This window comes from Kitasatospora sp. NPDC058046, from assembly GCF_042885595.1.
Taxonomy (GTDB): Bacteria; Actinomycetota; Actinomycetes; order Streptomycetales; family Streptomycetaceae; genus Kitasatospora.
In genome coordinates this window covers 4,105-30,649 of the sequence record NZ_JBHVRS010000022.1, presented here as the reverse complement: position 1 = coordinate 30,649, position 26,545 = coordinate 4,105, and the positions used below count along the sequence as shown (strand labels likewise).

Annotated in this window: 26 protein-coding genes and 1 riboswitch; of the genes, 8 read left to right on the top strand and 18 right to left on the bottom strand. The window is 74.4% G+C overall.

Annotated features, from left to right (window positions below):
• Positions 1-15 precede the first annotated feature (15 nt).
• The 3 genes from ACFVU7_RS34325 to ACFVU7_RS34315 form a co-directional block, all read right to left on the bottom strand.
• On the bottom strand, positions 16-816 hold the full coding sequence (locus ACFVU7_RS34325; protein ID WP_388049078.1) for a hypothetical protein: 801 nt from the start codon (positions 814-816) through the stop codon (positions 16-18).
• Positions 817-950: 134 nt separating this feature from the next.
• Positions 951-2,009, bottom strand: coding sequence for an acyl-CoA desaturase (locus ACFVU7_RS34320; RefSeq protein WP_079272734.1), 1,059 nt, complete (start codon positions 2,007-2,009; stop codon positions 951-953).
• Positions 2,010-2,172: 163 nt separating this feature from the next.
• Positions 2,173-2,778 (bottom strand): TetR/AcrR family transcriptional regulator, encoded by a 606-nt coding sequence (locus ACFVU7_RS34315; protein WP_388049075.1) that lies wholly within the window; start codon positions 2,776-2,778, stop codon positions 2,173-2,175.
• Positions 2,779-2,846: 68 nt separating this feature from the next.
• On the opposite strand from ACFVU7_RS34315, the gene ACFVU7_RS34310 reads away from it, so the two are divergent.
• Positions 2,847-3,719 (top strand): alpha/beta fold hydrolase, encoded by an 873-nt coding sequence (locus ACFVU7_RS34310; protein WP_388049072.1) that lies wholly within the window; start codon positions 2,847-2,849, stop codon positions 3,717-3,719.
• An 8-nt stretch (positions 3,720-3,727) separates the two neighbouring features.
• Here the strand turns inward: ACFVU7_RS34310 and ACFVU7_RS34305 are convergent, their stop codons facing one another.
• Together ACFVU7_RS34305 and ACFVU7_RS34300 are read right to left on the bottom strand one after the other, a co-directional pair.
• Positions 3,728-4,345, bottom strand: a complete 618-nt coding sequence (locus tag ACFVU7_RS34305) for a TetR/AcrR family transcriptional regulator (protein WP_388049069.1) — start codon at positions 4,343-4,345, stop codon at positions 3,728-3,730.
• Positions 4,346-4,442: 97 nt separating this feature from the next.
• Complete coding sequence (locus ACFVU7_RS34300) at positions 4,443-5,216, bottom strand: SDR family NAD(P)-dependent oxidoreductase (RefSeq protein ID WP_388049067.1); 774 nt, start codon at positions 5,214-5,216, stop codon at positions 4,443-4,445.
• Positions 5,217-5,350: 134 nt separating this feature from the next.
• Here ACFVU7_RS34300 and ACFVU7_RS34295 point away from each other — a divergent pair, with 134 nt between their 5' ends.
• Positions 5,351-5,989 (top strand): NAD(P)-dependent oxidoreductase, encoded by a 639-nt coding sequence (locus ACFVU7_RS34295; protein WP_063780391.1) that lies wholly within the window; start codon positions 5,351-5,353, stop codon positions 5,987-5,989.
• 126 nt (positions 5,990-6,115) lie between these two features.
• Here ACFVU7_RS34295 and ACFVU7_RS34290 read toward each other — a convergent pair whose 3' ends face one another.
• Complete coding sequence (locus tag ACFVU7_RS34290) at positions 6,116-7,096, bottom strand: hypothetical protein (protein ID WP_388049064.1); 981 nt, start codon at positions 7,094-7,096, stop codon at positions 6,116-6,118.
• A 171-nt stretch (positions 7,097-7,267) separates the two neighbouring features.
• Here ACFVU7_RS34290 and ACFVU7_RS34285 point away from each other — a divergent pair, with 171 nt between their 5' ends.
• Entirely contained in the window at positions 7,268-9,769 is a 2,502-nt protein-coding gene (locus ACFVU7_RS34285; protein WP_388049061.1) for a helicase-associated domain-containing protein, read from the top strand.
• Positions 9,770-9,790: 21 nt separating this feature from the next.
• Here ACFVU7_RS34285 and ACFVU7_RS34280 read toward each other — a convergent pair whose 3' ends face one another.
• A complete protein-coding gene (locus ACFVU7_RS34280; RefSeq protein WP_049652328.1) occupies positions 9,791-10,045 on the bottom strand; it encodes a hypothetical protein in 255 nt (84 codons plus the stop codon).
• Positions 10,046-10,169: 124 nt separating this feature from the next.
• Here ACFVU7_RS34280 and ACFVU7_RS34275 point away from each other — a divergent pair, with 124 nt between their 5' ends.
• On the top strand, positions 10,170-11,807 hold the full coding sequence (locus ACFVU7_RS34275) for a DNA repair helicase XPB (RefSeq protein WP_049652330.1): 1,638 nt from the start codon (positions 10,170-10,172) through the stop codon (positions 11,805-11,807).
• A gap of 58 nt (positions 11,808-11,865) precedes the next feature.
• Here the strand turns inward: ACFVU7_RS34275 and ACFVU7_RS34270 are convergent, their stop codons facing one another.
• Positions 11,866-12,027 (bottom strand): hypothetical protein, encoded by a 162-nt coding sequence (locus ACFVU7_RS34270; protein ID WP_158077777.1) that lies wholly within the window; start codon positions 12,025-12,027, stop codon positions 11,866-11,868.
• Between the two features lie 337 nt (positions 12,028-12,364).
• Between ACFVU7_RS34270 and ACFVU7_RS34265 the strand changes: the two genes are divergently transcribed.
• Positions 12,365-14,452 carry a HelD family protein gene (locus ACFVU7_RS34265; RefSeq protein WP_388049057.1) on the top strand — a complete coding sequence of 696 codons (2,088 nt, stop codon included), beginning with the start codon at positions 12,365-12,367 and terminating at the stop codon, positions 14,450-14,452.
• Between the two features lie 65 nt (positions 14,453-14,517).
• On the opposite strand, the gene ACFVU7_RS34260 is transcribed toward ACFVU7_RS34265, so the two are convergent.
• From ACFVU7_RS34260 to ACFVU7_RS34250, 3 genes are all read right to left on the bottom strand, one after another.
• Positions 14,518-15,204 carry a copper homeostasis protein CutC gene (locus tag ACFVU7_RS34260; protein WP_049652332.1) on the bottom strand — a complete coding sequence of 229 codons (687 nt, stop codon included), beginning with the start codon at positions 15,202-15,204 and terminating at the stop codon, positions 14,518-14,520.
• A gap of 87 nt (positions 15,205-15,291) precedes the next feature.
• On the bottom strand, positions 15,292-16,266 hold the full coding sequence (locus ACFVU7_RS34255) for a hypothetical protein (protein ID WP_388049054.1): 975 nt from the start codon (positions 16,264-16,266) through the stop codon (positions 15,292-15,294).
• The gene (locus ACFVU7_RS34250) at positions 16,263-16,646 is read right to left on the bottom strand and encodes a PadR family transcriptional regulator (protein WP_049652335.1); all 384 of its coding nucleotides are present in this window, start codon (positions 16,644-16,646) and stop codon (positions 16,263-16,265) included. The genes ACFVU7_RS34255 and ACFVU7_RS34250 overlap by 4 nt, the downstream gene beginning before the upstream one ends.
• Positions 16,647-16,724: 78 nt before the next feature.
• Here ACFVU7_RS34250 and ACFVU7_RS34245 point away from each other — a divergent pair, with 78 nt between their 5' ends.
• Positions 16,725-17,435 (top strand): hypothetical protein, encoded by a 711-nt coding sequence (locus ACFVU7_RS34245; protein WP_388049051.1) that lies wholly within the window; start codon positions 16,725-16,727, stop codon positions 17,433-17,435.
• Positions 17,436-17,441: 6 nt separating this feature from the next.
• On the opposite strand, the gene ACFVU7_RS34240 is transcribed toward ACFVU7_RS34245, so the two are convergent.
• The 6 genes from ACFVU7_RS34240 to thrC all read right to left on the bottom strand — a co-directional run bounded on the left by ACFVU7_RS34240 (position 17,442) and on the right by thrC (position 22,501).
• Positions 17,442-17,615, bottom strand: coding sequence for a hypothetical protein (locus tag ACFVU7_RS34240; protein ID WP_181970643.1), 174 nt, complete (start codon positions 17,613-17,615; stop codon positions 17,442-17,444).
• A gap of 63 nt (positions 17,616-17,678) precedes the next feature.
• Positions 17,679-18,035 (bottom strand): hypothetical protein, encoded by a 357-nt coding sequence (locus tag ACFVU7_RS34235; RefSeq protein ID WP_049652339.1) that lies wholly within the window; start codon positions 18,033-18,035, stop codon positions 17,679-17,681.
• A 159-nt stretch (positions 18,036-18,194) separates the two neighbouring features.
• Complete coding sequence (groL, locus tag ACFVU7_RS34230; protein ID WP_049652341.1) at positions 18,195-19,817, bottom strand: chaperonin GroEL; 1,623 nt, start codon at positions 19,815-19,817, stop codon at positions 18,195-18,197.
• A 347-nt stretch (positions 19,818-20,164) separates the two neighbouring features.
• Positions 20,165-20,368: a cold-shock protein gene (locus tag ACFVU7_RS34225; protein WP_030289665.1), complete on the bottom strand. Its 204-nt coding sequence runs from the start codon at positions 20,366-20,368 to the stop codon at positions 20,165-20,167.
• A 538-nt stretch (positions 20,369-20,906) separates the two neighbouring features.
• Positions 20,907-21,185, bottom strand: a complete 279-nt coding sequence (locus ACFVU7_RS34220; protein ID WP_049652344.1) for a MoaD/ThiS family protein — start codon at positions 21,183-21,185, stop codon at positions 20,907-20,909.
• A 35-nt stretch (positions 21,186-21,220) separates the two neighbouring features.
• The gene (gene thrC, locus ACFVU7_RS34215) at positions 21,221-22,501 is read right to left on the bottom strand and encodes a threonine synthase (protein ID WP_074005446.1); all 1,281 of its coding nucleotides are present in this window, start codon (positions 22,499-22,501) and stop codon (positions 21,221-21,223) included.
• A gap of 16 nt (positions 22,502-22,517) precedes the next feature.
• A riboswitch (SAM riboswitch) is annotated at positions 22,518-22,654 on the bottom strand.
• A 111-nt stretch (positions 22,655-22,765) separates the two neighbouring features.
• Between thrC and ACFVU7_RS34210 the strand changes: the two genes are divergently transcribed.
• Entirely contained in the window at positions 22,766-23,803 is a 1,038-nt protein-coding gene (locus ACFVU7_RS34210) for a glucosyl-3-phosphoglycerate synthase (protein WP_388049049.1), read from the top strand.
• A gap of 60 nt (positions 23,804-23,863) precedes the next feature.
• Complete coding sequence (locus ACFVU7_RS34205; protein WP_388049046.1) at positions 23,864-25,330, top strand: trehalose-6-phosphate synthase; 1,467 nt, start codon at positions 23,864-23,866, stop codon at positions 25,328-25,330.
• Here ACFVU7_RS34205 and otsB read toward each other — a convergent pair.
• Positions 25,317-26,156, bottom strand: a complete 840-nt coding sequence (otsB, locus tag ACFVU7_RS34200; protein ID WP_375876431.1) for a trehalose-phosphatase — start codon at positions 26,154-26,156, stop codon at positions 25,317-25,319. The two genes, ACFVU7_RS34205 and otsB, sit on opposite strands and share 14 nt — an antisense overlap.
• Positions 26,157-26,545 lie beyond the last annotated feature (389 nt).

The window sequence follows — 26,545 nt, the reverse complement described above, 5'->3', positions numbered from 1 at the left end:
CGGCGGCTCCCGGCCTCACGGCGCCTCCTGCTGCTCCGCGTACCTGGTCGTGAAGCCCAGGACCGCCACGTACCGGCCCTCGGCCGGCCCGGTGACCTCGCTCGGCCGCACCGGCTGCCAGGCCAGGTACTCGGACCGCTGCCCCTCGTCGTTCCGGTAGCGCCGGCCGCCGTACTTCTCGTACCAGTAGTCCTCGCCGGAGGTCAGGAGTTCGGGGCCCGGCGGCCGGGAGACGCTCACGACCAGCTCCGTCCGCACCGCCTCGTCCGTCGCCGGCCTGAACTCCACCGACGGGGCGATCGGCCGGGCCGCCGCCTCCGCCACCTCCTCCGGGGTCGGGTCGGCGGGCGGCTGGTGGGCGTACTCGTCGGCCGCGACCAGTCCGCTCCACCGCTGCGAGCTCCGCCAGCCCTCGGCGTCCAGGTACCGGTCCAGATCGGCCAGCCGGGAGCGGACGTCGCCGCCGTCGAAGGCCAGGTACACGTTCACGGTCCGCTCGCAGGCCACCGGCAGCCACAGCCCCCGGAGGAACAGGCCGCCGTGGTAGTCGGTGCGGCACACGTCGACCGTCGACCGCCCCAACCCCTGGGCCCACGGCAGCAGTTCGGGCAGCCGGTCGATCCGGTCGGCCATCCGCCGCTCGGCCGCCAGGCGGGCCTCCTCGGTCTCCGGCGCCCGCGCCACCCCCGGGACGTCCGGCGGGGCCGGAATGGCCGTGTCGCGGTAGAACCGCCACCCGGCCCAGCCGCCGAACACGACCGCCACTCCCAGGAGCGCGATCAGCGCCCACCTCAGCCAGAACCGAACCACACCCACCCCCGGTCTCCACCCACCCCGCTCGGGCATCGTACGGGCGCGAACGCGTCGGCGGACGGGCGATGCCGCCGAAGGGCCGTCCCGGCGACGGATCCCGGCGCCAGGGCGTGACGGTCACCCGCCGGACGTGACGGTCACCCGCCGGAGCGGATCGGCTCGCCCGTCCGGTGCAGGTGGGTGAAGATCTCCCGGTAGGAGCGGAACAGGCCCGTCTCGTAGTACGCGACGCCCTTCTCGGCGCAGAACTCCCGGGTGATCCGGGCGGCCCGCCCGAGCGCCGGAGTCGGCATGCTGGGGAACAGGTGGTGCTCCACCTGGTAGTTGAGGCCGCCCATCACCGCGTCGATGAGCAGCCCGCCGCGGACGTTGCGCGAGGTGAGCACCTGGCGGCGCAGGAAGTCGAGCTTCATCTCCGGGGTCACCATCAGCATGCCCTTGTGGTTCGGGGCGAAGACGCTGCCCAGGTAGACGCCGAACAGCGCCTGGTGCACGGCGATGAAGGCGACGGCCTTGCCGGCCGGGAGCGCGGCGAACACCAGGCCGAAGTAGGCGAGGAAGTGGACCACCAGCAGCACGCCCTCCAGCACCGGGCGCTTCACCACGGGCCCGCGCAGCGCGCGGAAGCTGTTGAAGCTGAGGTTGAGGCCCTCCAGCAGGAGCAGCGGCACGAACAGGTACGCCTGCCGGCGGCCGATGAACCGGGCGACGCCGCTCGCCTTCCGGGCCTGCCGCTGGGACCACACCAGGAGTTCGGGGGCGACGTCCGGGTCCCGCTCCTCGTGGTTCGGGTTGGCGTGGTGGCGGGTGTGCTTGTTCATCCACCAGCCGTAGCTCATGCCCATCAGCAGGTTGGCGGCGATCCGGCCGCCGATCTCGCTCGGCACCCGCCGGTCGAAGACCTGACGGTGCGCCAGGTCGTGGGAGAGCAGGCCGATCTGGGCGAAGACGACGGACATCGCCGCCGCCAGGCCGAGCTGCCACCAGGTGTCGCCCAGCGCGAACAGGGCGTACCAGCCGCCGAGGAAGGCGGCGAACACCAGGGCCATGCGGGCGGCGTAGTAGCCGGGGCGCCGGTCGAGCAGGCCCTCGTCGACTATTCGGCGGGTCAACTGGGCGAAGTCGCTGCCGCCGCTCCCGGACCGGGAGGAGGGGGCTTCGGGCGCTTCGGTCGTCATCACGGGCTGCGCGGACATACCCCGGAGTCTGTCAGTGACAGGCCCTCCAGCGGAACGGGGAAAGCACCCGCCCCGTACGGGTGTTAGCCCCCTTGCCGCGAGGGGTGCCCGCCTGCCGCGCCGATCGGCGGGCCGGACCGGCGGACCGGAGGACCGTCGCGAGGGTCGACGGCACCGGCCGTCAGCCCGCTTCCGGCCGCCCGAACAGCTCGTCCAGGTGGTACGCGAGGACCGCGAGCGCCTGCTCACCGGTGCGCTGGCCGCCCAGCACGCTGGAGCCGAGCCCGTTGACCATCGCCAGCAGCCCGGCCGCGACCGCCTCGACGTCCCGCTCCGGCCCGATCCCCCCGGCCTGCTGCGCCGCCCGGAGCTGCTTGGTGAGGAAGCCCTCCAGGACGACCGGCGGCTGCGCGGCCTGCTTCGCCAGCACCTCGGGGTCGCCGAGCACCAGCGCGTAGTACGCCGCGTACGTCCTGGTGATCCGGCGGCTCTCGGCGTCCGTCGGCAGGATGCAGGACAGGATCGCCGTCACCACCTCCCGGGGGGCGCGGGCCTGGCCGATCCACCGTTCCATCCGGGCCTGGAGCTGGGTGCCGAGCCTGGCCAGGGCGTCCAGCAGCAGGCCCTCCTTGGTCGTGAAGTAGTACTGGACGAGCCGCAGCGAGACCCCGGCCTCCGTGGCGACGGCCCGCATGCTGGCGGACTGCAGGCCCTGGGTGTCGGCGATGCGCAGCAGGGCCTCGGCGATCTGCCGGCGGCGTTCCTCGTGGTCGACCTTCGCGGTCATTCCGGCCTCCGTCTGTTCGTCCCGCTTCACTTGGTACACCCGTATCATGCATGTGATACACATGTACCATGCGAATCAGCGAGTTCAAGAACGGCAAGGCCGAAGCCCGCTTCCGCGCCGCCTACGAGCGCGCGCTGACCGAACTCCGGCCGGGGCCCTGGACACCGCTCGACGTCCCCACCGGCTACGGCACCACCCGGGTGTACCGCACCGGCCGCACCGAGGGCCGGCCGATCGTGCTGCTGCCCGGCTCCGGCGGCAACGCGCTGATGTGGCACGCCCACCTCGACGCCCTCGCCGCACAGCACCCCGTGATCGCCGTGGACACCGTCGGCGAACCGGGCGCCAGCGTGCAGAGCGCCCCCGTCACCGACGGCCGCGACGCCGCCGCCTGGCTGGAGGAGCTGCTCACCGCCCTCGACCTGCCCTCCGCCCACCTGGTCGGCTGCTCCTACGGCGGCTGGATCGCCCTCAACCACCAGATCCACCACCCCGGACGGACCGCCGCCCTCACCCTGGTCGAAACGGCGGGCCTCGCCGACCTGGACCGCCGCTTCTACACCTGGCTCGTCCTCGGCGGCCTCGCCGCGACGGCCCCGCGCCCGCTGCGCCCCCGGCTGGCCCGACTGGTCGGCAACAGCGCCGTCCTGGAGACCGAACTGATGGCGCTGGTCCGCGCCTCGATGGGCTTCCGCCGCCGCCTGCCCCCGGCCGCCACCCTCACCGACCGGGAACTCGGCCGGCTCACCGCCCCCGCCCTCTTCCTCCTCGGCGAACGCAGCGCCCTGCACGACGCCCGGGCCGTCGCCGACCGCCTGCACCGGCTGGTGCCCACCGCCCGGGTCGAGATCGTCCCCGGCGCCGGCCACGCACTGCCCACCGACGACCCGGCGGCCGTCACCGCCGGCATCCTCGGCACGGCCGCGCGGCAGGCCGGCTGACCGGGGCCCTACGACCCGTCGGCCGGCCCGCCGAGAGCGGCGCGGACCAGGCGGGTGACCGCCGGGGTGGCCACAGCCAGGTCGGCCCCGCCGCCCACGGTTCCCGCCTCCGCCTCCGCCGCCAGCGCGTCGTAGGTCTCGAAGGCGGTGAGCACGAACAGCAGGCGCGCCGCGTCCGCCGGGGCGTCGGGCAGCCGGCCGGCCAGCACCGCGGCGCCCTCCCGGCGGCGGGCGTCGCGGTCGGCGATGACCCGGCCGACCTCCTCGTCGAGCGCGGCGAGGGCGCGCAGGCGGCGGGTGCAGACCCGGTCGACCGCCCAGAAGCCGCCCATCACCTCGACGAAGCGGTCCACCGCCGCCCAGGGGTCGGCCTGGGTGAAGGCCTCGGCGAGCCGGGCCATGCCGCCCTGCTCGGCGAGGGAGTCGCAGACCGCCTCCAGCAGGCCCGCCTTGGAGCCGAACTGGTAGTAGACGGTCGCCCGGGCGACGTCCGCGCGGCGGGCGACCGCGTCCAGCGAGACCCCGCCGGTCTCGGCCAGGTGCGCGCGGGCGGCCGCGACGATCCGGGCGCGGGTCTCGTCGACCTCCGCCTGCCGCTGTCCCATCCGGTAGGACCGGGGGCTCATCCCGCTCGCCTCCACTCGTTCCGTGTGAACTGGCAGTATCGCCGATCGGTTCACCCGGGCGGGGAAGGCCCGGCGCCCGGCGGAGCGGGCCCGGTGCTCAGATCATGACCCGCCCGCCGCTGACGTCCAGGGTCTGCCCGGTGATCCAGGAGGACGCGTCGGAGGCCAGGAAGAGCGTGGCCGAGGCGACGTCCGCCGGCTCGCCGAGGCGGCCCAGCGGGTGCGCGGCGGCGACCGCGGCCTGCACCTCGGGCGGCATCTGCGCGGCGGTCCGCTCGGTGCGGACGGCGCCCGGTGCGATGGCGTTGACCCGCACGCCCTCACCGGCGACCTCCAGCGCGAGGTGCCGGGTGAACATCAGCACCCCCGCCTTGGCCGTGGCGTATGCCGCGGAGGCGCCGCCGGCCAGCCGGCCGGCCGTGGAGGCCATGGTGACGATCGAACCGCCGCGGCGGGCCAGCAGGCCGGGCAGGAAGGCCTGGACGGTGAGGAAGGTGGCGGTGAGGTTGCCGTCGAGCACGGCCCGCCAGTGCTCCTCGGTCTCGCGGACGGTCGGTACCGGGTAGCCTCCGCCGCCGGCGAAGGCGGCCAGGGTGTCGACGGGGCCGAGGTCCCGCTCGATCCGGGCGGCGGCGGAGCCGAGTGCCGCCGCGTCCGTGCAGTCGGCGACCAGTCCGAGCGCCCGGACCCCCTCCGCCCGCAGGCCGTCCGCCACCTCCGCCAGCGCCTGCGCGTCGCGCCCGAGGACGGCGACGGCCGCGCCCTGCCGGGCGAAGGCGCGGGCGGTCTCCGCGCCGATGCCGCGGCTGCCGCCGGCGACCACGACCACCCGGCCGTCCAGGTCGGGGTACCGATCCTGCCGAACTCCCATGTTCCATCGCTCCTTCGGGTTCGCACGCGCGGTGCGCCGTGGTTCACTTGATTTCATTCATACAGTCCGTCTGAATGAATGACAAGGCGCCATCCGAGACCGAACCATCCCGAACCATCCCGAGGAGGGAACCGATGAGGATCGCAGTCGTGGGTGCCACCGGACGCACCGGCCGTCTGGTGGTCGACCTCGCACTGGCCGCCGGACACACCGTCACCGCCGTCGCCCGCGACCCCGCCCGGCTGCCGGAGTACGCGCACGGCACCCCGCTCACCGCCCGGGCCGACGTCGGCCGGCCGGGCTCCCTGCGGGGGCCGCTGAGCGACCAGGACGCCGTCGTCGCCACCCTCGGCACCACCGGCCGCCGGACCGCCACCACCGTCTTCTCCGACGGCGCCCGGGAGTTGACCGCGGCACTGCGGGACGGCGGCGCCCGGCACCTGGTCACGATGAGCTCGGCGGGGCTGGACACCAGCCGGCTCCCGCGCGCCCAACGGGTGGTGGCCAGGCTGGTGGTCGACCGGCTGTACCGGGAGGTCCACCACGACCTGGCCCGGATGGAGGCGGTGCTCGCCGGCTCCGACACCGCCTGGACGGTCGTCCGCGTGCCGATGCTCAAGGACGGCCCGCCGTCCCCGGGCCCGCAGGTCTCGTACGACCGACCACTCCCCCGGGCCGGCACCGCCACCCGCGCCACCGTCGCCCACTGGATCGTCGACCACCTCGGCGACCCGACGACCTTCCGCCGACTCGTCCACCTCGCCGACGACTGACGCCCCGCCCGCGCCCCGGCGGCACCGTCACACAACGGCGGCACCCACGCCGTCGTGGACGGCTCCGGCTGCTTCGTCCGCCAGTAGCCCTGCCCGGCGGGGGCCGGACCGGACCGGCCCCCGCGCTCAGCCCTGCTGTTGCGGCGGGCGGCGGCGCAGGGCGAGCAGCAGCAGGACCACCGCCGACAGCACGGCGGACAGCCGCAGCACGTTCGGGGCGGACGACCAGCTGATCGCGCCCAGCGGCGAGCCCGACTGGAGGCCGCCGCCCTGTCCGCCGGCCTGCTTGGCCTGCTGCATGGAGTAGAAGGTGGACACGCTCATCGTGACCAGTGGGATGCCGAGGATCACGAACTTCCGCATCAGGTCGGAGATCTGGCGGGACAGGTAGCCGAGGCCCCAGCCGGCCAGCATGGCCGGGAGGAAGCCGGAGACCGCCCCGCCGACCAGCAGGGCGCAGGAGAGCAGGATCAGCGGGGAGGGCTTGCGGGCGGGCGCCTCCTTCTCCGCCTCCTGGCCCTTCCCCTTGGCCTTCCCCTTCCCTCTCGCCTTGGCCTTGCCCCCGGCCTTCCCGGCCGGGGGCTCGGGCGGCGCGGGAGGGGCGGCGGGGGCCGGCCTGAGCCAGCCCCTGCGCGGCTTCTTCGTCAGGTCCGCGGCGGGCGCCGCCGCCGTCTCCGCCGCCTCCGCCGCCGCCTGCTCGGCGGCCTCCTCGGCGGTGCGCTGCCCGGGGATCGGCTTCGGCGCGGGCCGCGGCCCGTCCGAGAAGTCGAAGAGCGTCATCGTCCACGGGCCGGTGCTCGACACCGTCGTCGGCGGGGGCCCGTCCGGCCGGTCCCCGGCGACGGTCTCCGGCAGGTGCAGCGGCACGGACGGGATGCCGCCCGCGCTCGGCGCCGGCGGGTCGTACACGCTGTCGGGGTCGAAGTCCGGAGCGGGAACGGGGGCGGACGGAGCCTCCGGAGCGCCGCCGGACGCGGCCTCACCTGAACCGGCGCCCGAGCCCGAACCCGAGCCGGCGTCCGAAACGGCGTCCGGGCCCGCGTCCGGGCCGCCGACCGAACGCTCGCTCCACGGCCCGCTCTTGCGCCACCACTCGCCGTCCGTCATCACCGACCACCCCGCCTCGCCCGTACCGGCCGCCCACCGAACCGCCCTCGGCGTGACGCTACCCACCCCGCCCCCGCCCGCGCGAGTCCGTCCGCCGGTACGGCGGAGCGCCGGAGGTGCGCCCGGACGACGGACACCCCGTCGTCCCCGCGCCCGACTAACCTAGGTCGAATGACCACACAGCAGGGCCCTCAACGCCGGGGCAGGTCCGCCACCGGCCCGCGCACCCTCGCCGAGGAGTTGCGCGCCCGTCCCGACGACGCGCTCGCCGCCCTGCTCCGCTCCCGCCCCGACCTGCTGAACCCCGTCCCCGGCGACCTCACCCAGCTGTCCGCCCGGCTCTCCTCGCGCGCCTCCGCGCTGCGCGCCCTGGAGCGGCTCGACCGCTTCACCCTCCAGGTCGCCGAGGCCCTGGCCACCGCCCCGGACGGCACCTCGCTGAGCACCGTCCGCACCCTGCTGACCGGCCCGGCGAAGGTCAAGCCGCACCCCGGCGCCACCCCGCTCACCCCCGCCGACCGGTCCGCCGTCGCCACCGCCCTGCCGCGCGCGATCGCCACCCTGCGCGACCGGGCGCTGCTCTGGGGCCCGGACAACGGGCTGCGGCTGGTCCTCGCCGTCCGCGAGGCGCTCGCCCCGACCGCCGTCAACCCGGGCCGCACCGGCCTCGGCCCCACCCTCGCCGACGCCACCGTCGGCATGTCCCCGGCCCGGCTGCAGCAGCTGCTCGCCTCGGCGGGAGAGCCCGGCACCCCGGACCCGGTCAGCGCCGTCGCCTCGCTCACCGCGCTGCTCACCGACCGCGCCCGCTGCGCCGCACTGCTCGACACCGCGCCCGAGGCCGCGCTGCGGCTGCTGGAGCGGCTGGTCTGGGGCCCGCCCACCGGCACCGTCCCGGACGCCACCCGCCCGGTCACCGCCGAGGACGCGCAGAGCCCCGTCGAGTGGCTGCTCGCCCGCGGCCTGCTGCTACCCAGCAGCCCCGGCAGCGTCGTGCTGCCCCGCGAGCTCGCCCTGCACCTGCGCGGCGGCCGCACCCACCGCACCGTCGAACCGGTCCAGCCCGAGCCCGCGCCCGCCGCCGCCCCGCGCGACCCGCAGACCGTGGACGCCGCCGCGGCCGGCCAGGCGCACACCGCCGTCAAGACCGTCGAGGAGCTGCTGGACGGCTGGGGCCTCACCCCGCCGCTGACCCTGCGCGCCGGCGGCCTCGGCGTCCGCGACCTCAAGCGCACCGCCCAGGCCCTGGAGAACACCGAGCAGCAGACCGCCTTCTGGCTCGAACTCGCCTACACCGCAGGGCTGCTGGCCCCCGACGGCGAGGTGGACGAACGCTGGGCCCCCACCCCGGGGTACGACACCTGGCTGCACCTGGACACCGCCGAGCGCTGGTCCGTCCTGGCCGGCGCCTGGCTCGCCGCCACCCGCGTCCCCGCCCTCACCGGCACCCCGGACGGCCGGGGCAAGCCGCGCGCCGCCCTCGGCCCCGAACTCGACCGCACCCTCGCCCCGTCCGTCCGCCGCGCCACCCTCGCCCTGCTCGCCGAACTGCCGCCCGGCACCCCGGCCACCGCCGAGGAGCTGCTCCCCGCCCTGCGCTGGCAGCGCCCGCTGCGCGGCGGCCCCGTCGGCCCGGACGGCCGCGACCTGCGCGACGAGCTCACCGCCTGGACCCTCGACGAGGCCGAACTCCTCGGCATCACCGGCCGCGGCGCCCTGGCCGCCCCCGCCCGCGCCCTGCTCACCGCCGAGTCCGACCCGGCCGAGGTGCTCGCCCCGCTGCTCCCGCAGCCGCTGGACCACGTGATCCTCCAGCCGGACCTCACCGCGATCGCCCCCGGCCCGCTGCTCACCCCGCTCGCCCAGGCCCTCGCCCTGTGCGCCAACATCGAGTCCAAGGGCGGCGCCACCGTCTACCGCTTCACCCCGGCCTCGGTGCGCCGCGCCCTCGACGCCGGCCGCACCGCCACCGACCTGCGGGCCTTCCTGGAGCAGCACAGCCGTACGCCCGTCCCGCAGCCGCTCGCGTACCTGGTCGACGACGTCGCCCGCCGGCACGGCGTCCTGCGGGTCGGCGCCGCCTCCTCCTACCTGCGCTGCGACGACCCGTCGCTGCTCGGCGAGGTCCTCGCCGACCGCCGCTCCGCCGACCTGCGGCTGCGGCTGCTCGCCCCCACCGTCCTCGCCTCCCAGGCCGCCCCGGACGTCCTGCTCGCCGCCCTGCGCACCATGGGCTACGCCCCGGCCGCCGAGTCCGCCGAGGGAGACGTGCTGATCACCCGCCCGGACAGCCGCCGCACCCCGCCCCGGACGGCCCCCGTGCCCGTCCCCGACGGACCGCCCGCCCCCGACGACACCCTGCTCGCGGCCGCCATCAAGGCCATCCGGGCCGGCGACCGCGCCGCCACCGCCACCCGCCGCGACCCCGCCCCCGACCCGCGCCGGCTCCCCCGCACCGCCGCCGCCGAGACCCTGGCCGCCCTCCAGACGGCCGTCCTGCTCGGCGAGCGCATGTGGATCGGCTACCTCAACGCCGAGGGCATCGCCAGCCAGCGCATCATCGACCCGGTCAAGGTCGAAGGCGGCTTCGTCACCGCCTTCGACCACCACGCCGACGAACTCCGCACCTTCGCCCTGCACCGCATCACCGGCGTCGCGGAACTCGACGAGTGACCCCGGGGAGGCCGGGGGCCTTCAGTGCCCCTGCTGCGCCTCCTTCATCTTGTCCTGGACGGCCTTGTCCGCCAGGCTGCCGATCTGCCCCTGCCCGACCGGCATCGACCCCCCGGTGACGGTGTCCGCCAGCAGGAACCCGGGCGCCGCGAGCAGGCCGCCGGGCCCCTCGCCGATGCCCGCGAGGGCGTGGGCCGAGCCGGCCGAGGAGGCGGTGGCCGCGAAGGCCGAGCCCATCAGGGCGAGGGCGGTGAGAACACGCTTCGACTTCTTCATGACCAGCTCAACGAGCGAGTACGGACGGTGGTCACTCCGGGCGGCTCCCGCGCACCGCCCGCGATGCGCGACACTGGAGGGTCTGCGTCAATCCACCCTGTCAGCCAGTGGAGGGCTCCCCCGCGTGAACGACGGACCGCTCATCGTCCAGAGCGACAAAACTCTTCTCCTGGAGATCGACCACCCCAGGGCCTCCGACTGCCGTCGCGCCATCGCGCCGTTCGCCGAGCTGGAGCGGGCGCCCGAGCACGTGCACACGTACCGGGTGACGCCGCTCGGGCTGTGGAACGCGCGGGCGGCCGGGCACGACGCCGAGCAGGTGGTGGACGCCCTGGTGACGTACTCGCGCTACCCGGTGCCGCACGCGCTGCTGGTGGACGTGGCGGACACCATGGGCCGGTACGGGCGGCTCCAGCTGCTCAAGCACCCGACCCACGGGCTGGTGCTCACCACCACCGACCGGCCGGTGCTGGAGGAGGTGCTGCGCTCCAAGAAGGTCGTCCCGCTGGTCGGCGCCCGGGTCGACCCGGACACCGTGGTGGTGCACCCCTCCGAGCGCGGGCAGATCAAGCAGGTGCTGCTCAAACTCGGCTGGCCCGCCGAGGACTTCGCCGGGTACGTGGACGGCGAGGCGCACCCGATCGACCTGGACGAGGACGGCTGGCAGCTGCGCCCGTACCAGGCGCAGGCCGTCGAGGGCTTCTGGCACGGCGGCTCGGGCGTGGTCGTGCTGCCCTGCGGCGCCGGCAAGACGCTGGTCGGCGCGGCCGCGATGGCGCACGCCAAGTCGACCACGCTGATCCTGGTCACCAACACCGTCTCGGCCCGCCAGTGGAAGCACGAGCTGGTCAAGCGCACCTCGCTCACCGAGGACGAGATCGGCGAGTACAGCGGGACGAAGAAGGAGATCCGCCCGGTCACCATCGCCACCTACCAGGTGATGACGACCAAGCGGAAGGGCGTCTACGCCCACCTGGAGCTGTTCGACGCCCGCAACTGGGGCCTGGTGGTCTACGACGAGGTGCACCTGCTGCCCGCGCCGGTGTTCAAGTTCACCGCCGACCTCCAGGCCCGCCGCCGGCTCGGCCTGACCGCGACGCTGGTGCGCGAGGACGGCCGCGAGGGCGACGTGTTCAGCCTGATCGGCCCCAAGCGCTTCGACGCGCCGTGGAAGGAGATCGAGGCGCAGGGCTACATCGCGCCCGCCGACTGCTGCGAGGTGCGGGTCACCCTGACCGACTCCGAGCGGCTCGCCTACGCGACCGCCGAGCCGGAGGAGCGCTACCGCTACTGCGCCACCACGGCGACCAAGCGGCGGGTGGTGGAGGCGCTGGTCAGGAAGCACGAGAAGGACCAGACGCTGATCATCGGCCAGTACATCGACCAGCTGGACGAGCTCGGCGAGGCCCTGGACGCCCCGGTGATCAAGGGCGAGACCAGCAACGCCCAGCGCGAGAAGCTCTTCGAGGCCTTCCGGAACAAGGAGATCGGCGTCCTGGTGGTCTCCAAGGTCGCGAACTTCTCGATCGACCTGCCCGAGGCCACCGTGGCCATCCAGGTCTCCGGGACCTTCGGCTCCCGCCAGGAGGAGGCCCAGCGCCTCGGCCGGGTGCTGCGCCCCAAGGCAGACGGCCACTCGGCCCACTTCTACTCGGTGGTCGCCCGGGACACCGTGGACCAGGACTTCGCCGCCCACCGGCAGCGCTTCCTGGCCGAGCAGGGCTACGCGTACCGGATCATGGACGCGGACGACGTGCTGTGACGCACGGGCGGTAGGCCGTCCCGGGAACGGACACGGCCCTCAGGACCGGACGGCGCCTTCAGTACCGGACACCGTCGCGCCCGAGGAAGATCACGCGCGCGGCGGTGTCCAGGGCGATGCCGACGTTGCGGACGGCGGTGCTCAGCGGGTTGCGGTGGCGCCCGGAGACGGCGGTGGCGCCGGACGGGCCGGGTCGGGGGGTTCGGTTCGTGGTGCTCATGTCTTCAACGGTAGGCACCCGACCGGCGGTCGGCATCACTCCAAAGGCCGTATCCGCAGGTGCGCGGCTCGTCCGCCGGGTGTACGGCGGCCCCCGAGGCCGGGGTAGGGCGAACCCCGAGGCCGGTACGGCCGGAACCCCGAGACCCGCGCGGCTGGCCCCCAGGGGCGGACGGGTCTAAGATCGTCCGTCTGCCCCCTCCCGAACCGTGGTACCTGCTGAAGTCCCGCAGGCAGCCGGGGGAGGTACCGACCGTTCGGCAACCGGTCGGCCGTACCCACCGTGAGCTCCTACGATCCGCTGCGCCCGCCACCGGGGGCAGCCGGGAAGGTTCGCTGTGCCCGCCACCTCCACCACCGACCCCCTCCAGCGCGAACGCGACCACCTGGCCGCTTCCCGGGCCGCGCTGCGCGCGATGCGCGAGGACGTCGAGTCGCTCGACATCCGCGACGTGACCGGCACCTGGGTCACCGCCCTCGTGCTCCAGAACCAGATCGAGGCCAGGATCGCCGCCCTGGCCGACCTCTCGCACACCCCGCTGTTCTTCGGCCGCCTCGACTACCTGCACGCGATCAGCGAGGAGCTGAGCGAGGGCAGCGGCGGCGAGAGCTTCTACATCGGCCGCCGGCACGTCCACGACGCCGACGGCGACCCGATGGTGATCGACTGGCGCGCGCCGGTCTCCCAGCCGTTCTACCGGGCCAGCCGCACCGACCCGATGGACGTCGACCGCCGCCGCCGCTTCGGCTACACCGGCGGCGAGCTCACCGCCTACGAGGACGAGCACCTCAGCGACCCGGCCGAGACCGATTCCGCCTCCGCGCTGCTGGCCGCCGAGATCGAGAAGCCCCGCGTCGGCCCGATGCGCGACATCGTCGCCACCATCCAGCCCGAGCAGGACGAGATCGTCCGCTCGGACATCACGGGCACCATCTGCGTCCAGGGGGCGCCCGGCACCGGGAAGACCGCCGTCGGCCTGCACCGCGTCGCGTACCTGCTGTACGCGCACCGCGAGCGCCTGGCCCGGACCGGCACCCTGGTGATCGGGCCGAACAACGCCTTCCTCTCCTACATCGAGCAGGTGCTCCCGGCCCTCGGCGAGCTGGAGGTCGCCCAGGCCACCGTGCAGCAGCTGGTCGGGCACGTCGAGGTGAGGGGCGAGGACGACCCGGAGGCGGCCCGGCTGAAGGGCGACGCCCGGATGGCCGAGGTGCTGCGCCGGGCGGTGCGGTCGGGCATCGCGCTGCCCACCGAGCCCTGCGTGGTGGTCCGCGGCTCCCGCCGCTGGCGCGTACCGGTGTACGAACTGGTCGAGATCATCGAGGAGTTGAAGGGCCGCGAGACCCGCTACGGCGCGGCCAGGGACGCCCTGCCGCAGCGCATCGCGCACGCCGTGCTGCTGAAGATGGAGCAGGGCGGCGAGGCCCCGGACGACCGGGTGCAGGACGCGGTGGCCCGCAACAGCGCCGTCAAGGCGGTGGTCAAGGAGTGCTGGCCGGCCGTCGACCCGGCGAAGCTGGTCCTGCGGCTGCTCTCCGAGCCGGAGTTCCTGGCCGCCTGCGCCGAGGGCGTGCTGACGCCCGAGGAGCAGCGGGCGGTGCTGTGGCCCAAGCCCGGCCGCTCGGTGAAGACCGCCCGCTGGACGGCGGCCGACGCCGTCCTGGTCGACGAGGCCACCGACCTGGTGCAGCGCACCCCCTCGCTCGGGCACGTGGTGCTGGACGAGGCCCAGGACCTCTCCCCGATGCAGTACCGCGCGGTCGGCCGCCGCTGCACCACCGGATCGGCGACCGTCCTCGGCGACCTCGCCCAGGGCACCACCCCGTGGGCGACGGCGAGTTGGCCGGAGGCGCTGCGCCACCTGGGCAAGCCGCAGGCGCACATCGAGGAGCTGACCAAGGGCTTCCGGGTGCCGGAGGAGGTCATCGCGTACGCCTCCCGGCTGCTCCCGGCGATCGCCCCCGGCCTGGCCCCGGCCTCCTCGGTCCGTGAGGCGCCCGGTTCGCTGACGATCCGCCGGATCGCGGACGGCGCCGCCAACGGAGACACGGACGGGAACGGCGACGCGGCCGGCACGGAGGCGGTCCTGGCCGCCTGCCGGGAGGCGCTGGAGCACGAGGGCTCGACCGGCCTGATCGCCGCCGACGCCCGCGTCCCGCGGCTCGCCGAGGCGCTGACCGCGGCCAGCCTACCGTACCTCTCCCCCGGCGACGAGACCAGCGCGGAGGCCCGGCTCACCCTCGTCCCGGCCTCGCTGGCCAAGGGTCTGGAGTACGACTACGTGGTGCTGGACGAGCCGGCCGCGGTGGTCGCCGGGGAGCCGGACGAGCGGACCGGCCTGCGGCGGCTGTACGTGGCGCTGACCCGTGCGGTCTCCGGGCTGACGGTGCTGCACCGCGAGCCGCTGCCGGAGCAGCTGCGGTAGCGCGCGGAAGGGCCGGTCCGCGGACCGGCCCTTCCGTACGAACGCCCGCACCGGCGCACCCGCGCTCAGGCGTCGATCAGCGCCCGCCACTCGGCGACCTTGGCCGCGTCCACCGGCGTCCGCCAGCCGTCGACCCGCACCGCGCCGCCGACGTGGAAGGCGTCGAAGCCCTCCGCCCGCAGCTCCTTCAGGTGCTCGGCCCGCAGGCCGCCGCCGATCAGGATCCGCTGCCGGTACCCGGGCTCGCCGGCCCGGGCCAGCTCGGCCGACAGCACCTCGCGCCCGGCGTCCACCCCGGCGGCCGCGCCGGAGGTGAGGAAGGTGTCCAGGCCGGGCAGCCCGCCGACGGCGGCCCGCAGGGCGGCCCGGTCGGCGCTGTGGTCGATCGCCCGGTGGAAGGTCCAGCGGCAGCCGGCGATCGCCTCGGCGACGGCCGTGGTGGCGGCCAGGTCGACGGCGCCGTCGGCGTCGAGGAAGCCGAGCACGAACTCCTCGGCCCCCTCGGCCCGCAGCGCGGCGGCCCGGGCGCACAGCCCGTCCACGTCGCCGGGGGCGAAGCCGTCCCGGATCCGCAGCATGACCCGCAGCGGGATGCCGACGGCGGCCCGGATCCGGCCGAAGTCCTCGACGGACGGGGTGAGCCCGTCGGCGGCCATGTCGGTGACCAGTTCGAGCCGGTCGGCGCCGCCCGACTCGGCGGCCTGGGCGTCCTGGGGCGTCAGCGCGATGACTTCGAAAATTGGTCTAGACATATTCGACAGCCTGCCACATCGGACCGCCCCCGGAAACTCCCAGGGGGCCGTTCCGGTCACGCCGGAACGGCCCCCCGAACCTCCCGGTCACGCCGGACCGTGGACCGCCCCGATCGCACCGGACGCCCCGGCCGCCTCCGACCGGCCGAACCGGTGCACCGCCACCGCCACCAGCACCAGCGCGGCCACCGACGGCCCCACCGCCGGCAGCAGCTGCGAGACCCCGCCGGACCCGCGCCAGATGTTGAACAGGCAGCCCGGCCCGGCCAGCACCAGCGCCGCCACCCCCGCCGCCGTCGGCGCCACCCGCCCGCGCAGCCCGGCGAAGGTCAGCAGCAGCGGGACGACCAGCATCACCACGAACCACACCAGGTCCAGCGGGAAGGTGGTGTCGTCCCAGCCCTGGGCCGCCTCCAGCAGCCCGCCCACGGCCCCCGAGGCCAGCACCAGGCCGGCCGTACGCAGGCCCGGCCGGGGCAGCAGGTCCGTCGGCGCCGCCGCCAGCAGCAGCGCGGCCAGCACCAGCGGCAGCGTGGCCATCGCGATGTAGCCGCTCCACCACAGGTCGAAGGAGGAGGACCAGACGGCGTCCGCCAGGTTGTAGAGCCCCACCGCCCCCAGGACCAGCGCGCTGCCCCGCACCGCCGTCCACCGCCCCAGCAGCCCCGCCACCAGGAGCAGCGCGGCGGCCACCGGCGCGCAGAGCGACGAGAAGTAGACCTTGTACGGGTCCTCCCAGGTGAGCCAGTTGACGATCCGGTCCACGGTGGTCACCCAGGCCACCAACGTGGCACCGGCCACCGCCCCGGCGAGCATCGGCGCGACCAGCGCGAGCAGCCGCCCGGCCGCCGTGGCGCCGGTCAGCCCGAGCCGCACCCGCAGCCCGTACACCGCCAGGCCGAGGACCTCCCGGGCGACCGCCGGCCGGCTGCCCGCCGCCGTCGTGTCGGCGAACACCTCGGCCAGCTCCTCGCCGCGCTCGCGGCGGTACGGCTCCGGGTAGAGCTGGAGCGCGGCCCGCAGCACCGCGGAGGGCCCCGCGCCGATCACCGGTGTGGTCATGAGAGGCCTCCCCCCGTCGCGGGCCGCCCCTGCGACCCGGTCTTGCCCGGCAGCATCGACCGGATCCTGGTCAGCCGACGCTCGGCCTCGGTGGCGACCGCCCGCAGCCGCTCCGCCTCGGCGGCCAGCGCCTCGCGGCCGGCGGCGGTCAGCGCGTAGCTGCGCCGGGCCCGGCCGTCCACCACCTCCTCGGCGGCGACCTCGATCAGGCCCTGGCCCAGCAGCCGGTCGAGCGCCCCGTAGAGCGTGCCGGTGCGCATCTTGACCCGGCCGTCGGAGATCGCGGCGATCTCCTGGATGAGCGCGTAGCCGTGCCGCGGGGCGTCGGCCAGCGCGGTGAGCAGCAGCAGCGTGGGCTCCTGCATGGAGCGTTCTGTCATACGACTACATATATCGTCAACCTACCTATAGGTCCAGCGCCCACTCCCCCGGGTCCGGCACCCGGCCGGGCCGCCACAATGGTCGCCATGCCGACCACCGAGGACGCCCCGCCCGCCGAGGAACCGCTCACCGAAGCGCCCGCCGAGGGCCCGCTCGCCGACCCGCCCACCGACGACCTGCTCGCCGCCTGGACCGCCCTGCTGCACCGCTGCGGGGCCGCCGTCGACCCCGAGCCGTACGGCCGGGAGCTGCTGCGCCGCTGGTCGGAGCCGCAGCGCCGCTACCACACCGCCGCGCACCTGCGCGCGGTGCTGGGCCTGGTCGACGAGCTGGCCGGGCACGCCGCCGACCCGGAGGCCGTCCGCCTCGCGGCCTGGTTCCACGACGCCGTCTACCGCCCCGACCGCACCGAGAACGAGGAGCGCAGCGCCGCCCTGGCCGTCCGCGCACTGACCGCCGCCGGGCTGCCCGCCGAGCGGGTCGCCGAGGTCGAGCGCCTCGTGCTGCTCACCGTCGGCCACGACCCCGTCCCCGGCGACCGCGACGGCGAGGTGCTCTGCGACGCGGACCTCGCCGTCCTCGGCGGCTCCCCCGGGGCGTACGCGGCGTACGCGGCCGCCGTCCGCGAGGAGTACGGCTTCGTCCCCGCGCCGGACTTCGCGGCCGGCCGGGCCGCCGTGCTGCGCCACCTGCTCGCCCTGCCGGACCTCTACCGCACCCCGGCCGCCCGCGAGCGCTTCACCGCGGCCGCCCGCGCCAACCTGACCGCGGAGCTCGGCACCCTCTGAGGCCCGTCAGCCCCACCGCCCGCGCACCCGGTCCGCGGCGGCCACGCCCCCCGTCACGGCCAGGACCCGCCCGGCCACGGCCCACCACGCGTCGTGGCCGGCCCCCGCCGCCTCCAGTACGGCCCACCACAGCCCGAGCCCGCAGCACCCGCCCGCCACACCCCACACCCAGCGCCTCATGCGCGCACCGTACCCACCCGCGCACCACCCCCGGAAGGCGCCCCCGGCCCCGAGCCGACCGGGCTAGGCGAGCTTCCCCACCGGCGCCACCACCGCGCCCTGCTTGCCGCACACCCAGTGCGGCTCCGGCCCCAGCTCGGGCTCCACGCTCAGCGCGTGCGGGTCCCCGTCGGCCGCGCACCCGGTGCACAGCGGCCAGCGCCCGTACGCCTCCAGCAGCGCGTCCTGGACGTCCTGGGCGACCAGCCCGAGCACGTACTCGGTGCCGTCCGGCCACTGCTCCAGCCACCAGCGGCGGTGCGTCACGGCCTGCTCCACCAGCGAGACGACGGCGGCGTCCGCCACGTCCCGCGCGGTGAGGTCGGCCAGGATCAGTGCCCGCGCGTTGTGCAGGGCAGTCTCGATGTCGTCGGAAGCCATCCGTCCATTCTCCGTCCACCGGCCCGAACGCCGAAACGCCGGACGTCCGAACGCCCGGGCCCCGGAGCTTCCGGACGCCGGAACGCCGTGTGGGCGGCCCCCCGAAGGGAGCCGCCCACACGGACGAGGAACCAGCCGATCCGATCGGAGCGATCAGGATCAGAAGTCCATGTCACCGCCCGGCATGCCGCCGCCGGCGGCCGCGGCGGCCTTCTCCGGCTTGTCGGCGATGACGGCCTCGGTGGTCAGGAACAGCGCCGCGATGGAGGCGGCGTTCTGCAGCGCGGAGCGGGTCACCTTGGCCGGGTCGATGATGCCCTCGGCGATCAGGTCGACGTAGGTGTTGGTGGCCGCGTTCAGGCCGTGACCGGCGGGGAGGTTGCGCACCTTCTCCACCACGACGCCACCCTCCAGGCCGGCGTTGGTCGCGATCTGCTTGATCGGGGCCTCCAGCGCGACCTTGACGATGTTGGCACCGGTGGCCTCGTCGCCCTCCAGCTCCAGCTTGTCGAAGGCGACACCGGCCTGCAGCAGGGCGACGCCACCACCGGCGACGATGCCCTCCTCGACGGCGGCCTTGGCGTTGCGGACGGCGTCCTCGATGCGGTGCTTGCGCTCCTTGAGCTCCACCTCGGTGGCCGCGCCGGCCTTGATGACGGCCACGCCGCCGGCCAGCTTGGCGAGGCGCTCCTGGAGCTTCTCGCGGTCGTAGTCCGAGTCGCTGTTCTCGATCTCGGCGCGGATCTGGTTCACGCGGCCCGCGACCTGCTCGCTGTCGCCGCCACCGTCGACGATGGTGGTCTCGTCCTTGGTGATGACCACCTTGCGGGCGGTGCCCAGCAGGTCGATGCCGGCGTTCTCCAGCTTGAGGCCGACCTCCTCGGAGATCACGGTGCCACCGGTGAGGATGGCGATGTCGCCGAGCATGGCCTTGCGGCGGTCACCGAAGCCCGGGGCCTTGACGGCGACGGACTTGAAGGTGCCACGGATCTTGTTCACGACCAGGGTCGACAGGGCCTCGCCCTCGACGTCCTCGGCGATGATGACCAGCGGCTTGCCGCTCTGCATGACCTTCTCCAGCAGCGGGAGCAGGTCCTTGACCGAGCCGATCTTGGAGTTGGCGATGAGGATGTACGGGTCCTCGAACGTCGCCTCCATCCGCTCCAGGTCGGTGGCGAAGTAGGCGGAGATGTAGCCCTTGTCGAAGCGCATGCCCTCGGTGAGCTCGAGCTCCAGACCGAAGGTGTTGCTCTCCTCGACGGTGATGACGCCTTCCTTGCCGACCTTGTCCATGGCCTCGGCGATGAGCTCGCCGATCTGGGTGTCAGCGGCGGAGATGGAGGCGGTGGAGGCGATCTGCTCCTTGGTCTCCACGTCCTTGGCCTGGGCCAGCAGCTGGTCGGAGACGGCCGCGACGGCCTTCTCGATGCCGCGCTTCAGGGCCATCGGGTTGGCGCCGGCGGCGACGTTGCGCAGACCCTCGCGAACCAGGGCCTGGGCGAGCACGGTGGCGGTGGTGGTGCCGTCACCCGCGACGTCGTCCGTCTTCTTGGCGACCTCCTTGACGAGCTCCGCACCGATCTTCTCGTACGGGTCCTCGAGCTCGATCTCCTTGGCGATGGAGACACCGTCGTTGGTGATCGTGGGGGCGCCCCACTTCTTCTCCAGCACGACGTTGCGGCCCTTGGGGCCGAGCGTGACCTTCACGGCGTCGGCGAGCTGGTTCATGCCACGCTCAAGGCCGCGGCGAGCTTCCTCATCAAAGGCGATGATCTTGGCCATCTGAAGTGGTCCTCCGGGACACGGTCGACTGCTCGGACCAAGGGGTGCCCGCGACGGACGGCCCTGGTGTGCGGGGGTCCATTCCCCTACCGCTCCCGGGGGCCTCACCGACCCGGTCCGCTGTCACTCTCACGCTGTGAGTGCTAACGCCAATGATTAGCACTCCGGGTGGTCGAGTGCAAGCCCAATCGACGATCCGCGAGCCGTCGCCGGAGCCCCGCCGGAGCCCCGCCGGAGCCGCGTCGGGGAACGCCGACGGGCCCGTACGACACGCGTCGCACGGGCCCGTCGAGAAGCGAGTGGTCACCAGCCGTAGGGCCGCGCCGAGCTCCTGGAGTCGGAAGGGGTCAGACCGCCGCGCGGACCATGTCCGCCTGCGGGCCCTTCTGTCCCTGGGAGATCTCGAACTCGACCCGCTGGCCCTCCTCGAGGGTGCGGTAGCCGTCCATCTGGATCGCGCTGTAGTGGACGAAGACGTCCGCACCACCGTCGACCGCGATGAAGCCGTAGCCCTTCTCCGCGTTGAACCACTTGACGGTGCCCTGAGCCATTCCGAACTCCCCTAGTGCTGTGCTGGCCCTTCACGTGCCCGCAGGTCGCGGGCCCGGGTTGGTTGAAGGCCGGCCCGGGGAACCCCCCCTGGGCGCAGCCGTGCACGCCGCAACCATCCGCGCGGAACGCCGGGCGGCCTCCGGTGAGCGGGTGATTGCGTCGACCGCCGCTGAATGTATCCGGATCGACGCCCTCTGCAACAGGGCCAACCGCCGGTAATTCCGCCAAGGCGTCAAGGGACAGGACGGATCGAATCGGAATAATCTCGGCATTCCACGCCGGACATAGCGGACGAATTACTCAAATGCCCGCGCGAATTCTGACATCTGCCTGACATGTTTCACGGTCCGCCCCCGGCGGCCGGACGCCCCCGGGCCGAGCACTGCGGGGGCCGAAAGGGAAACCCTGTTCCCAGCCGAGCCACACTCTACTCCGACTCGACCCGGAAATATTCCCGCCGGAATGCGAGCGGTCGCCCGCGCATACGGAGAACGGATTTCCGTACGCGCGGGCGACCGCGGGTTCTGCTTTGTCGGCTCAGCAGCCGCCGGCCACCGCCGGGATGATCGAGACGCTGGCGCCGTCCTTGATCTCGGTCGCCAGACCCTCGGCGAAGCGCACGTCGTCGTCGTTCACGTAGACGTTCACGAAGCGGCGCAGCTTGCCCGTGTCGTCCAGGATGCGGGCCGCGATGCCCGCGTGGTTCTTCTCCAGGTCGGCGACGACCTCGGCCAGGGTGGCACCCTCGGCGGTCACCTCGGCGGCGCCGTCGGTGTAGGTGCGCAGGATGGTGGGGATGCGGACGGTGGCGCTCATGACTCTCCTAGCGGGGGCGGGGCCTATCGGGTGGTTCAGGCGGACACGAGGCCGGCGGCGCGGAACGAGTCCAGCGTCGGGCGGATGACGGCGGTCATCCCGGAATCGGAGACGGCGTCCAGGGTCTTCAGCCCGTCGCCGGTGTTGATCGCGACGGTCTCCTTGGCCGGGTCCAGCTGCCCGGTCTCGACCAGCTTCTTCAGCACGCCGACGGTCACCCCGCCCGCGGTCTCGGCGAAGATCCCCTCGGTCCGCGCCAGCAGCCGGATCGCCGCCACGACCTCGGCGTCCGTGACGTCCTCCACCGCGCCACCGGTACGGCGGGCGATGTCCAGCACGTACGGGCCGTCGGCCGGGTTGCCGATCGCCAGCGACTTGGCGATGGTGTCCGGCTTCACCGGCTTGATCACGTCCCGGCCGGCCTTGAACGCGGCCGACACCGGCGAGCAGCCCTCCGCCTGGGCGCCGAAGACCTTGTACGGCCGGTCCTCGACCAGGCCGAGCCTGATCAGCTCCTGGAGCCCCTTGTCGATCTTCGTCAGCTGCGAGCCCGAGGCGATCGGGATCACGATCTGCTCCGGCAGCCGCCAGCCGAGCTGCTCGCAGATCTCGTACGCCAGCGTCTTGGAGCCCTCGCCGTAGTACGGCCGCAGGTTCACGTTGACGAAGCCCCAGCCCTCGCCGGCCGGGTCGCCGATCAGCTCCGAGCAGAAGCGGTTCACGTCGTCGTAGTTGCCCTCGATGCCGACCAGCTCGCCGCCGTACACCCCGGCCATGACGACCTTGCCCTGCTCCAGGTCGTGCGGGATGAACACGCAGGACCGGAACCCGGCCCGGGCCGCCGCCGCACCCACCGCGCCGGCCAGGTTGCCGGTGGAGGAGCAGGACAGCGTGGTGTAGCCGAACGCCCGGGCCGCCTCGATCGCACACGCGACCACCCGGTCCTTGAACGAGTGCGTCGGGTTCCCGGAGTCGTCCTTGACGTGCAGCTGGGCGGTGAAACCGAGCTCCCGGCCCAGGTTGTCCGCCTTCACCAGCGGGGTCCACCCCGGGTTCAGGTTCGGCTTGGACGCCACGTCGGCCGGCACCGGCAGCAGCGGCGCGTACCGCCAGATGGAGGCCGGACCGGCCTCGATCCGCTTGCGCAGCTCCTCGGCGCCCTCGCTGCCGAACTCGTAGGCGATCTCCAGCGGGCCGAAGCACTCCAGGCACGCGAAGCTGGGGCCGAGCGGGAAGCGGGTGCCGCACTCGCGACAGGACAGCGCGGCGGCCGGGCCGAGGTCGACGGAAACGGGTGCGGCAGTGTCGATAGCCATGATGGCGAGGCCTCTCTCCTCATCTTCCCCGTGGCGCGGTCGCGACACGGGACGGAATTGGCACCTGTCCCGCCGGGGCCTGTCGACAGACAGCCGCGCGAGAAGGTTGCCGGGACGTCAACGGGCCGTTCCCTCAGTCCCTCTGGATGAGCTTGTGAAATTGTGGTGGTGCTCAACGGAGACCCCGGCGTGCAAAGGTCCGACCGCTGTACGAAGACTGTATCCGAAGGCGTCAAACCTGAACGGGACCGTCCGCCAAGCGAGATGACCCGTCCCACCGACCTCGCCGAGGAGATCTCCGTGCCCGCCGAACCGACTCCCGCGCTCCTCCCGCAGGCGGCGTCCTGGCTGCGCCGCCGCTCCTGGAGCGCGGCCGACCGGCCGGTCCGCACCCTGCTCGACGCCAAGGAGCGCACCGGTCGCACGGTCAGCGTGGTCCTCCCCGCCCTGGACGAGGAGGCCACCGTCGGCGACATCGTCCGCACCATCCGCCGCGAGCTGATGGAACGCCTCCCGCTCGTCGACGAACTCGTCGTCGTCGACTCCGGCTCCACCGACGCCACCGCCGCCGTCGCCGCCGAGGCCGGCGCCCGGGTCGAGCACCGCGACGCCGTCCTGCCCCGGCTGCCCGCCGTCCCCGGCAAGGGCGAGGTGCTCTGGCGCTCGCTGCTGGTCACCCACGGCGACATCGTCTGCTTCGTCGACGCCGACCTGCGCGAGTTCGACCCGGCCTTCGTCTCCGGCATCGTCGGCCCGCTGCTCACCGACGAGTCCATCCAGCTGGTCAAGGCCATGTACGACCGCCCGCTGGAGTCGGAGGGCGCCGTCCTGCCCGCCGGCGGCGGCCGGGTCACCGAACTCGTCGCCCGCCCCCTGCTCAACCTCCACTGGCCGGAACTCGCCGGTTTCGTCCAGCCGCTCGGCGGCGAGTACGCGGCCCGCCGCTCACTGCTCGAACGGCTGCCCTTCCCCACCGGCTACGGCGTCGAACTCGGCCTGCTGGTCGACGCCCTGGAGCTGGCCGGCCTGGACGCCCTCGCCCAGGTGGACGTCGGCGTCCGGCACCACCGCCACCAGGACGGCCAGGCCCTCGGCCGGATGGCCGCCACCATCTACCGGACCGCCCTGGAACGCCTCGACCGAACCCACCGCCTCAAGGCCTCCGCCGACCTCGTCCACCCCCACCTCACCCAGTTCACCCGCGACCCGGAAACCCGCGCCTTCACCGCCCACACCCACCCGGTGACCGCCCTCGAACGCCCCCCGATCCACACCCTCCCCGAGTACGCCGCCCACCATTAGGGCCTCTCTTCGACGGGCCGCACGGGTTTGCCACGCCGACCCCACGGCAACATGCCAACCATGGGCGATCTCACGACCAACCGTTCGAGCGTGACCGGCACCGCCCCCGTCCTGGTGGCGTCCAACCGGGGACCGGTGTCCTTCAGCACCGCCGACGACGGCACGCTGACCCTGCGCCGCGGCGGCGGCGGCCTGGTCTCCGGCCTCTCCGCCATCGACGACCCGAACGCCGTCTGGGTCTGCGCCGCCCTCGACGACTCCGACCGCAGGGCCGCCGCCGAGGCACCCCACGGCCGCCTCGACCTGGCCGGCCACGAGGTCGGCGGCCAGGCCGTACGGATGCTGGACATCGACCCGCTGACCTTCGCCCGCGCCTACAACGGCGTCGCCAACTCCACCCTCTGGTTCGTCCACCACCTGCTCTACGCGACCCCCACCGCGCCCTCCTTCGACGCCGCCTTCCGCACCGAATGGGCCGCCTACCGGGCCTACAACGAGGCCTTCGCCGAAGCCCTCGCCGCCGAGGCCGCCCCGAACGCCGCGGTCCTCGTCCAGGACTACCACCTCTCCCTGGTCCCGGCCCTGCTCCGCGAAGCCCGCCCCGACCTGCGGATCGGCCACTTCTCGCACACCCCCTGGGCCCCGCCCGAGTACTACCGGATGCTGCCCGACGACGTCGCCCGGGCCGTCCTCACCGGCATCCTCGGTGCCGACCGGGCCGGCTTCCTGACCCAGCGCTGGGCCCGCGCCTTCGCCGCCTGCTGCGAGGACCTCCTCGGCGCGACCGTCGACCACGACGCGCTCACCGTCACCGTCGACGGCCGCACCACGCGCCTCGGCGTCCACGCCCTCGGCGCCGACGCCGACTTCCTGCGCGAGCGCGCCCACCGCCCCGACGTCGACGAACGCCTCGCCGCCCTCCGCGCGGCCGTCGGCGACCGCCGCACCATCGTCCGGGTCGACCGCACCGAGCTGAGCAAGAACATCGTCCGCGGCCTCCAGGCCTACCGGCACCTGCTCCGCACCCGCCCCGAGTGGCACGACCGGGTGGTGCACATCGCCTTCGCCTACCCGTCCCGCACCGACCTCGCCGAGTACCGCGCCTACACGGCCGCCGTCCAACGGCTGGCCGAGGAGATCGACGCCGAGTTCGCCACCCCCGCCTGGCAGCCCCTGATCCTCCACGTCGACGACGACTTCCCGCGCTCCCTCGCCGCCTACCGGCTGGCCGACGTCGCCCTGGTCAACCCCATCCGCGACGGCATGAACCTGGTCGCCAAGGAGGTCCCGGTGGTCTCCGACCACGGCTGCGCCCTCGTCCTCTCCCGCGAGGCCGGCGCCCACGCCGAACTCAAGGACGACGCCCTCACCGTCAACCCCTACGACGTCATCGCCACCGCCGAGGCCCTCCACGCCGGCCTCACCATGAGCCCGGAGGAGCGCGCCGACCGCACCAAGCGCCTGGCGGCGGCGGCCACCGCGCTCCCCCCGCAGCAGTGGTTCCTGGACCAGCTCAACGCGCTGTGAGCGCGTCCGCCAAGGCCCCCAACAGCTCCACCACGCCCTCCGGCCCGGCGACCACCAGGTCCGCCCGGTCGGCCAGCTCCCGCACCGGCGCGTCCCCCACCGCACCGGCGCAGACCAGCACCCCGGCCACGCCCTCGCCGCGCAGCTCCTCCACCGCGGCGAAGGCCGCCACGTCCCCCAGGTCGTCCCCCGCGTAGAGCACCGACCGCGCCCCCCGCTCGCGCAGGAACCCGGTCAGCGCCGCCCCCTTGTCCACCCCCGGCGGCCGCAGCTCCAGCACCAGCCGCCCGGGCTCCACCACCAGCCCGTGCCCGGCCGCCAGCTCCCCCACCGGCGCCCGCAGCAGCTCCAACGCCTCCTCCGGCGCCGCCGTCCGCCGGGTGTGCACGGCCACCGACCGCCCCTTGTCCTCCACCCACGTCCCCTCGGGCGCCCCCACCCGCTCCAGCACCCCCGGCAGCACCGCCCGCACCCGCGCCACCCCCGGATGCACCTCCGGCGCCGAGAGCTCCCCGCCCTCCCACCGCTCGGCCCCGTAGTGCCCCAGCACCACCACCCCCGGCAGGTCCGCGAACCCCCCGTACTCCACCGCCACCCCGGCCGGCCGCCCCGTCACCACCACGACGCCCCCCACCACCGGCGCCAGCCGCCGCAACACCCCCACCACCCCCGGATGCGCCCGCGCCCGCCCCGGATCCGCCACGATCGGCGCCAGCGTCCCGTCGAAGTCCAACCCGATCACGGCATCCCCGGGCGCGCCCAGCACCGCCCGCACCCCGTCCCGCCCAGCCCCGGTCCCCGGCACGAACATCTCTTCAAAGCCCATACCGAAGCCCTACCCCGGAGCCCCCCACTCCGCACCCCGGCCTCCCCGGAGCCCCCGCACCCCGGCCTCCCCCACCAGGGCCACCTCCCCCACCCCCACCCACCCGCCCCTCCCCCACCCACCGCAACCACCCACCCACCCCTCGATTCACCCGGCGAGAGGGACGCGCTGCGGGAGGGGGTGGCGCAGGGGGTGGCCGCGGAGAGGGGCGTGACGGGTGATTTTCAGACTGCCAACGGCCTGAACGCCCCACCTCCAGGGTTGGCAGTCTGAAAATCATCCAGCCCCCGGAGCGACCCCCCCCGGGGCCCCCCCCCGGCCCCCCCCCCCCCCCCGGGCCCCCCCCCCCCCCCCCGCCCGCGCCCCCCCCCCCCCCCCCCCCCCCCCCG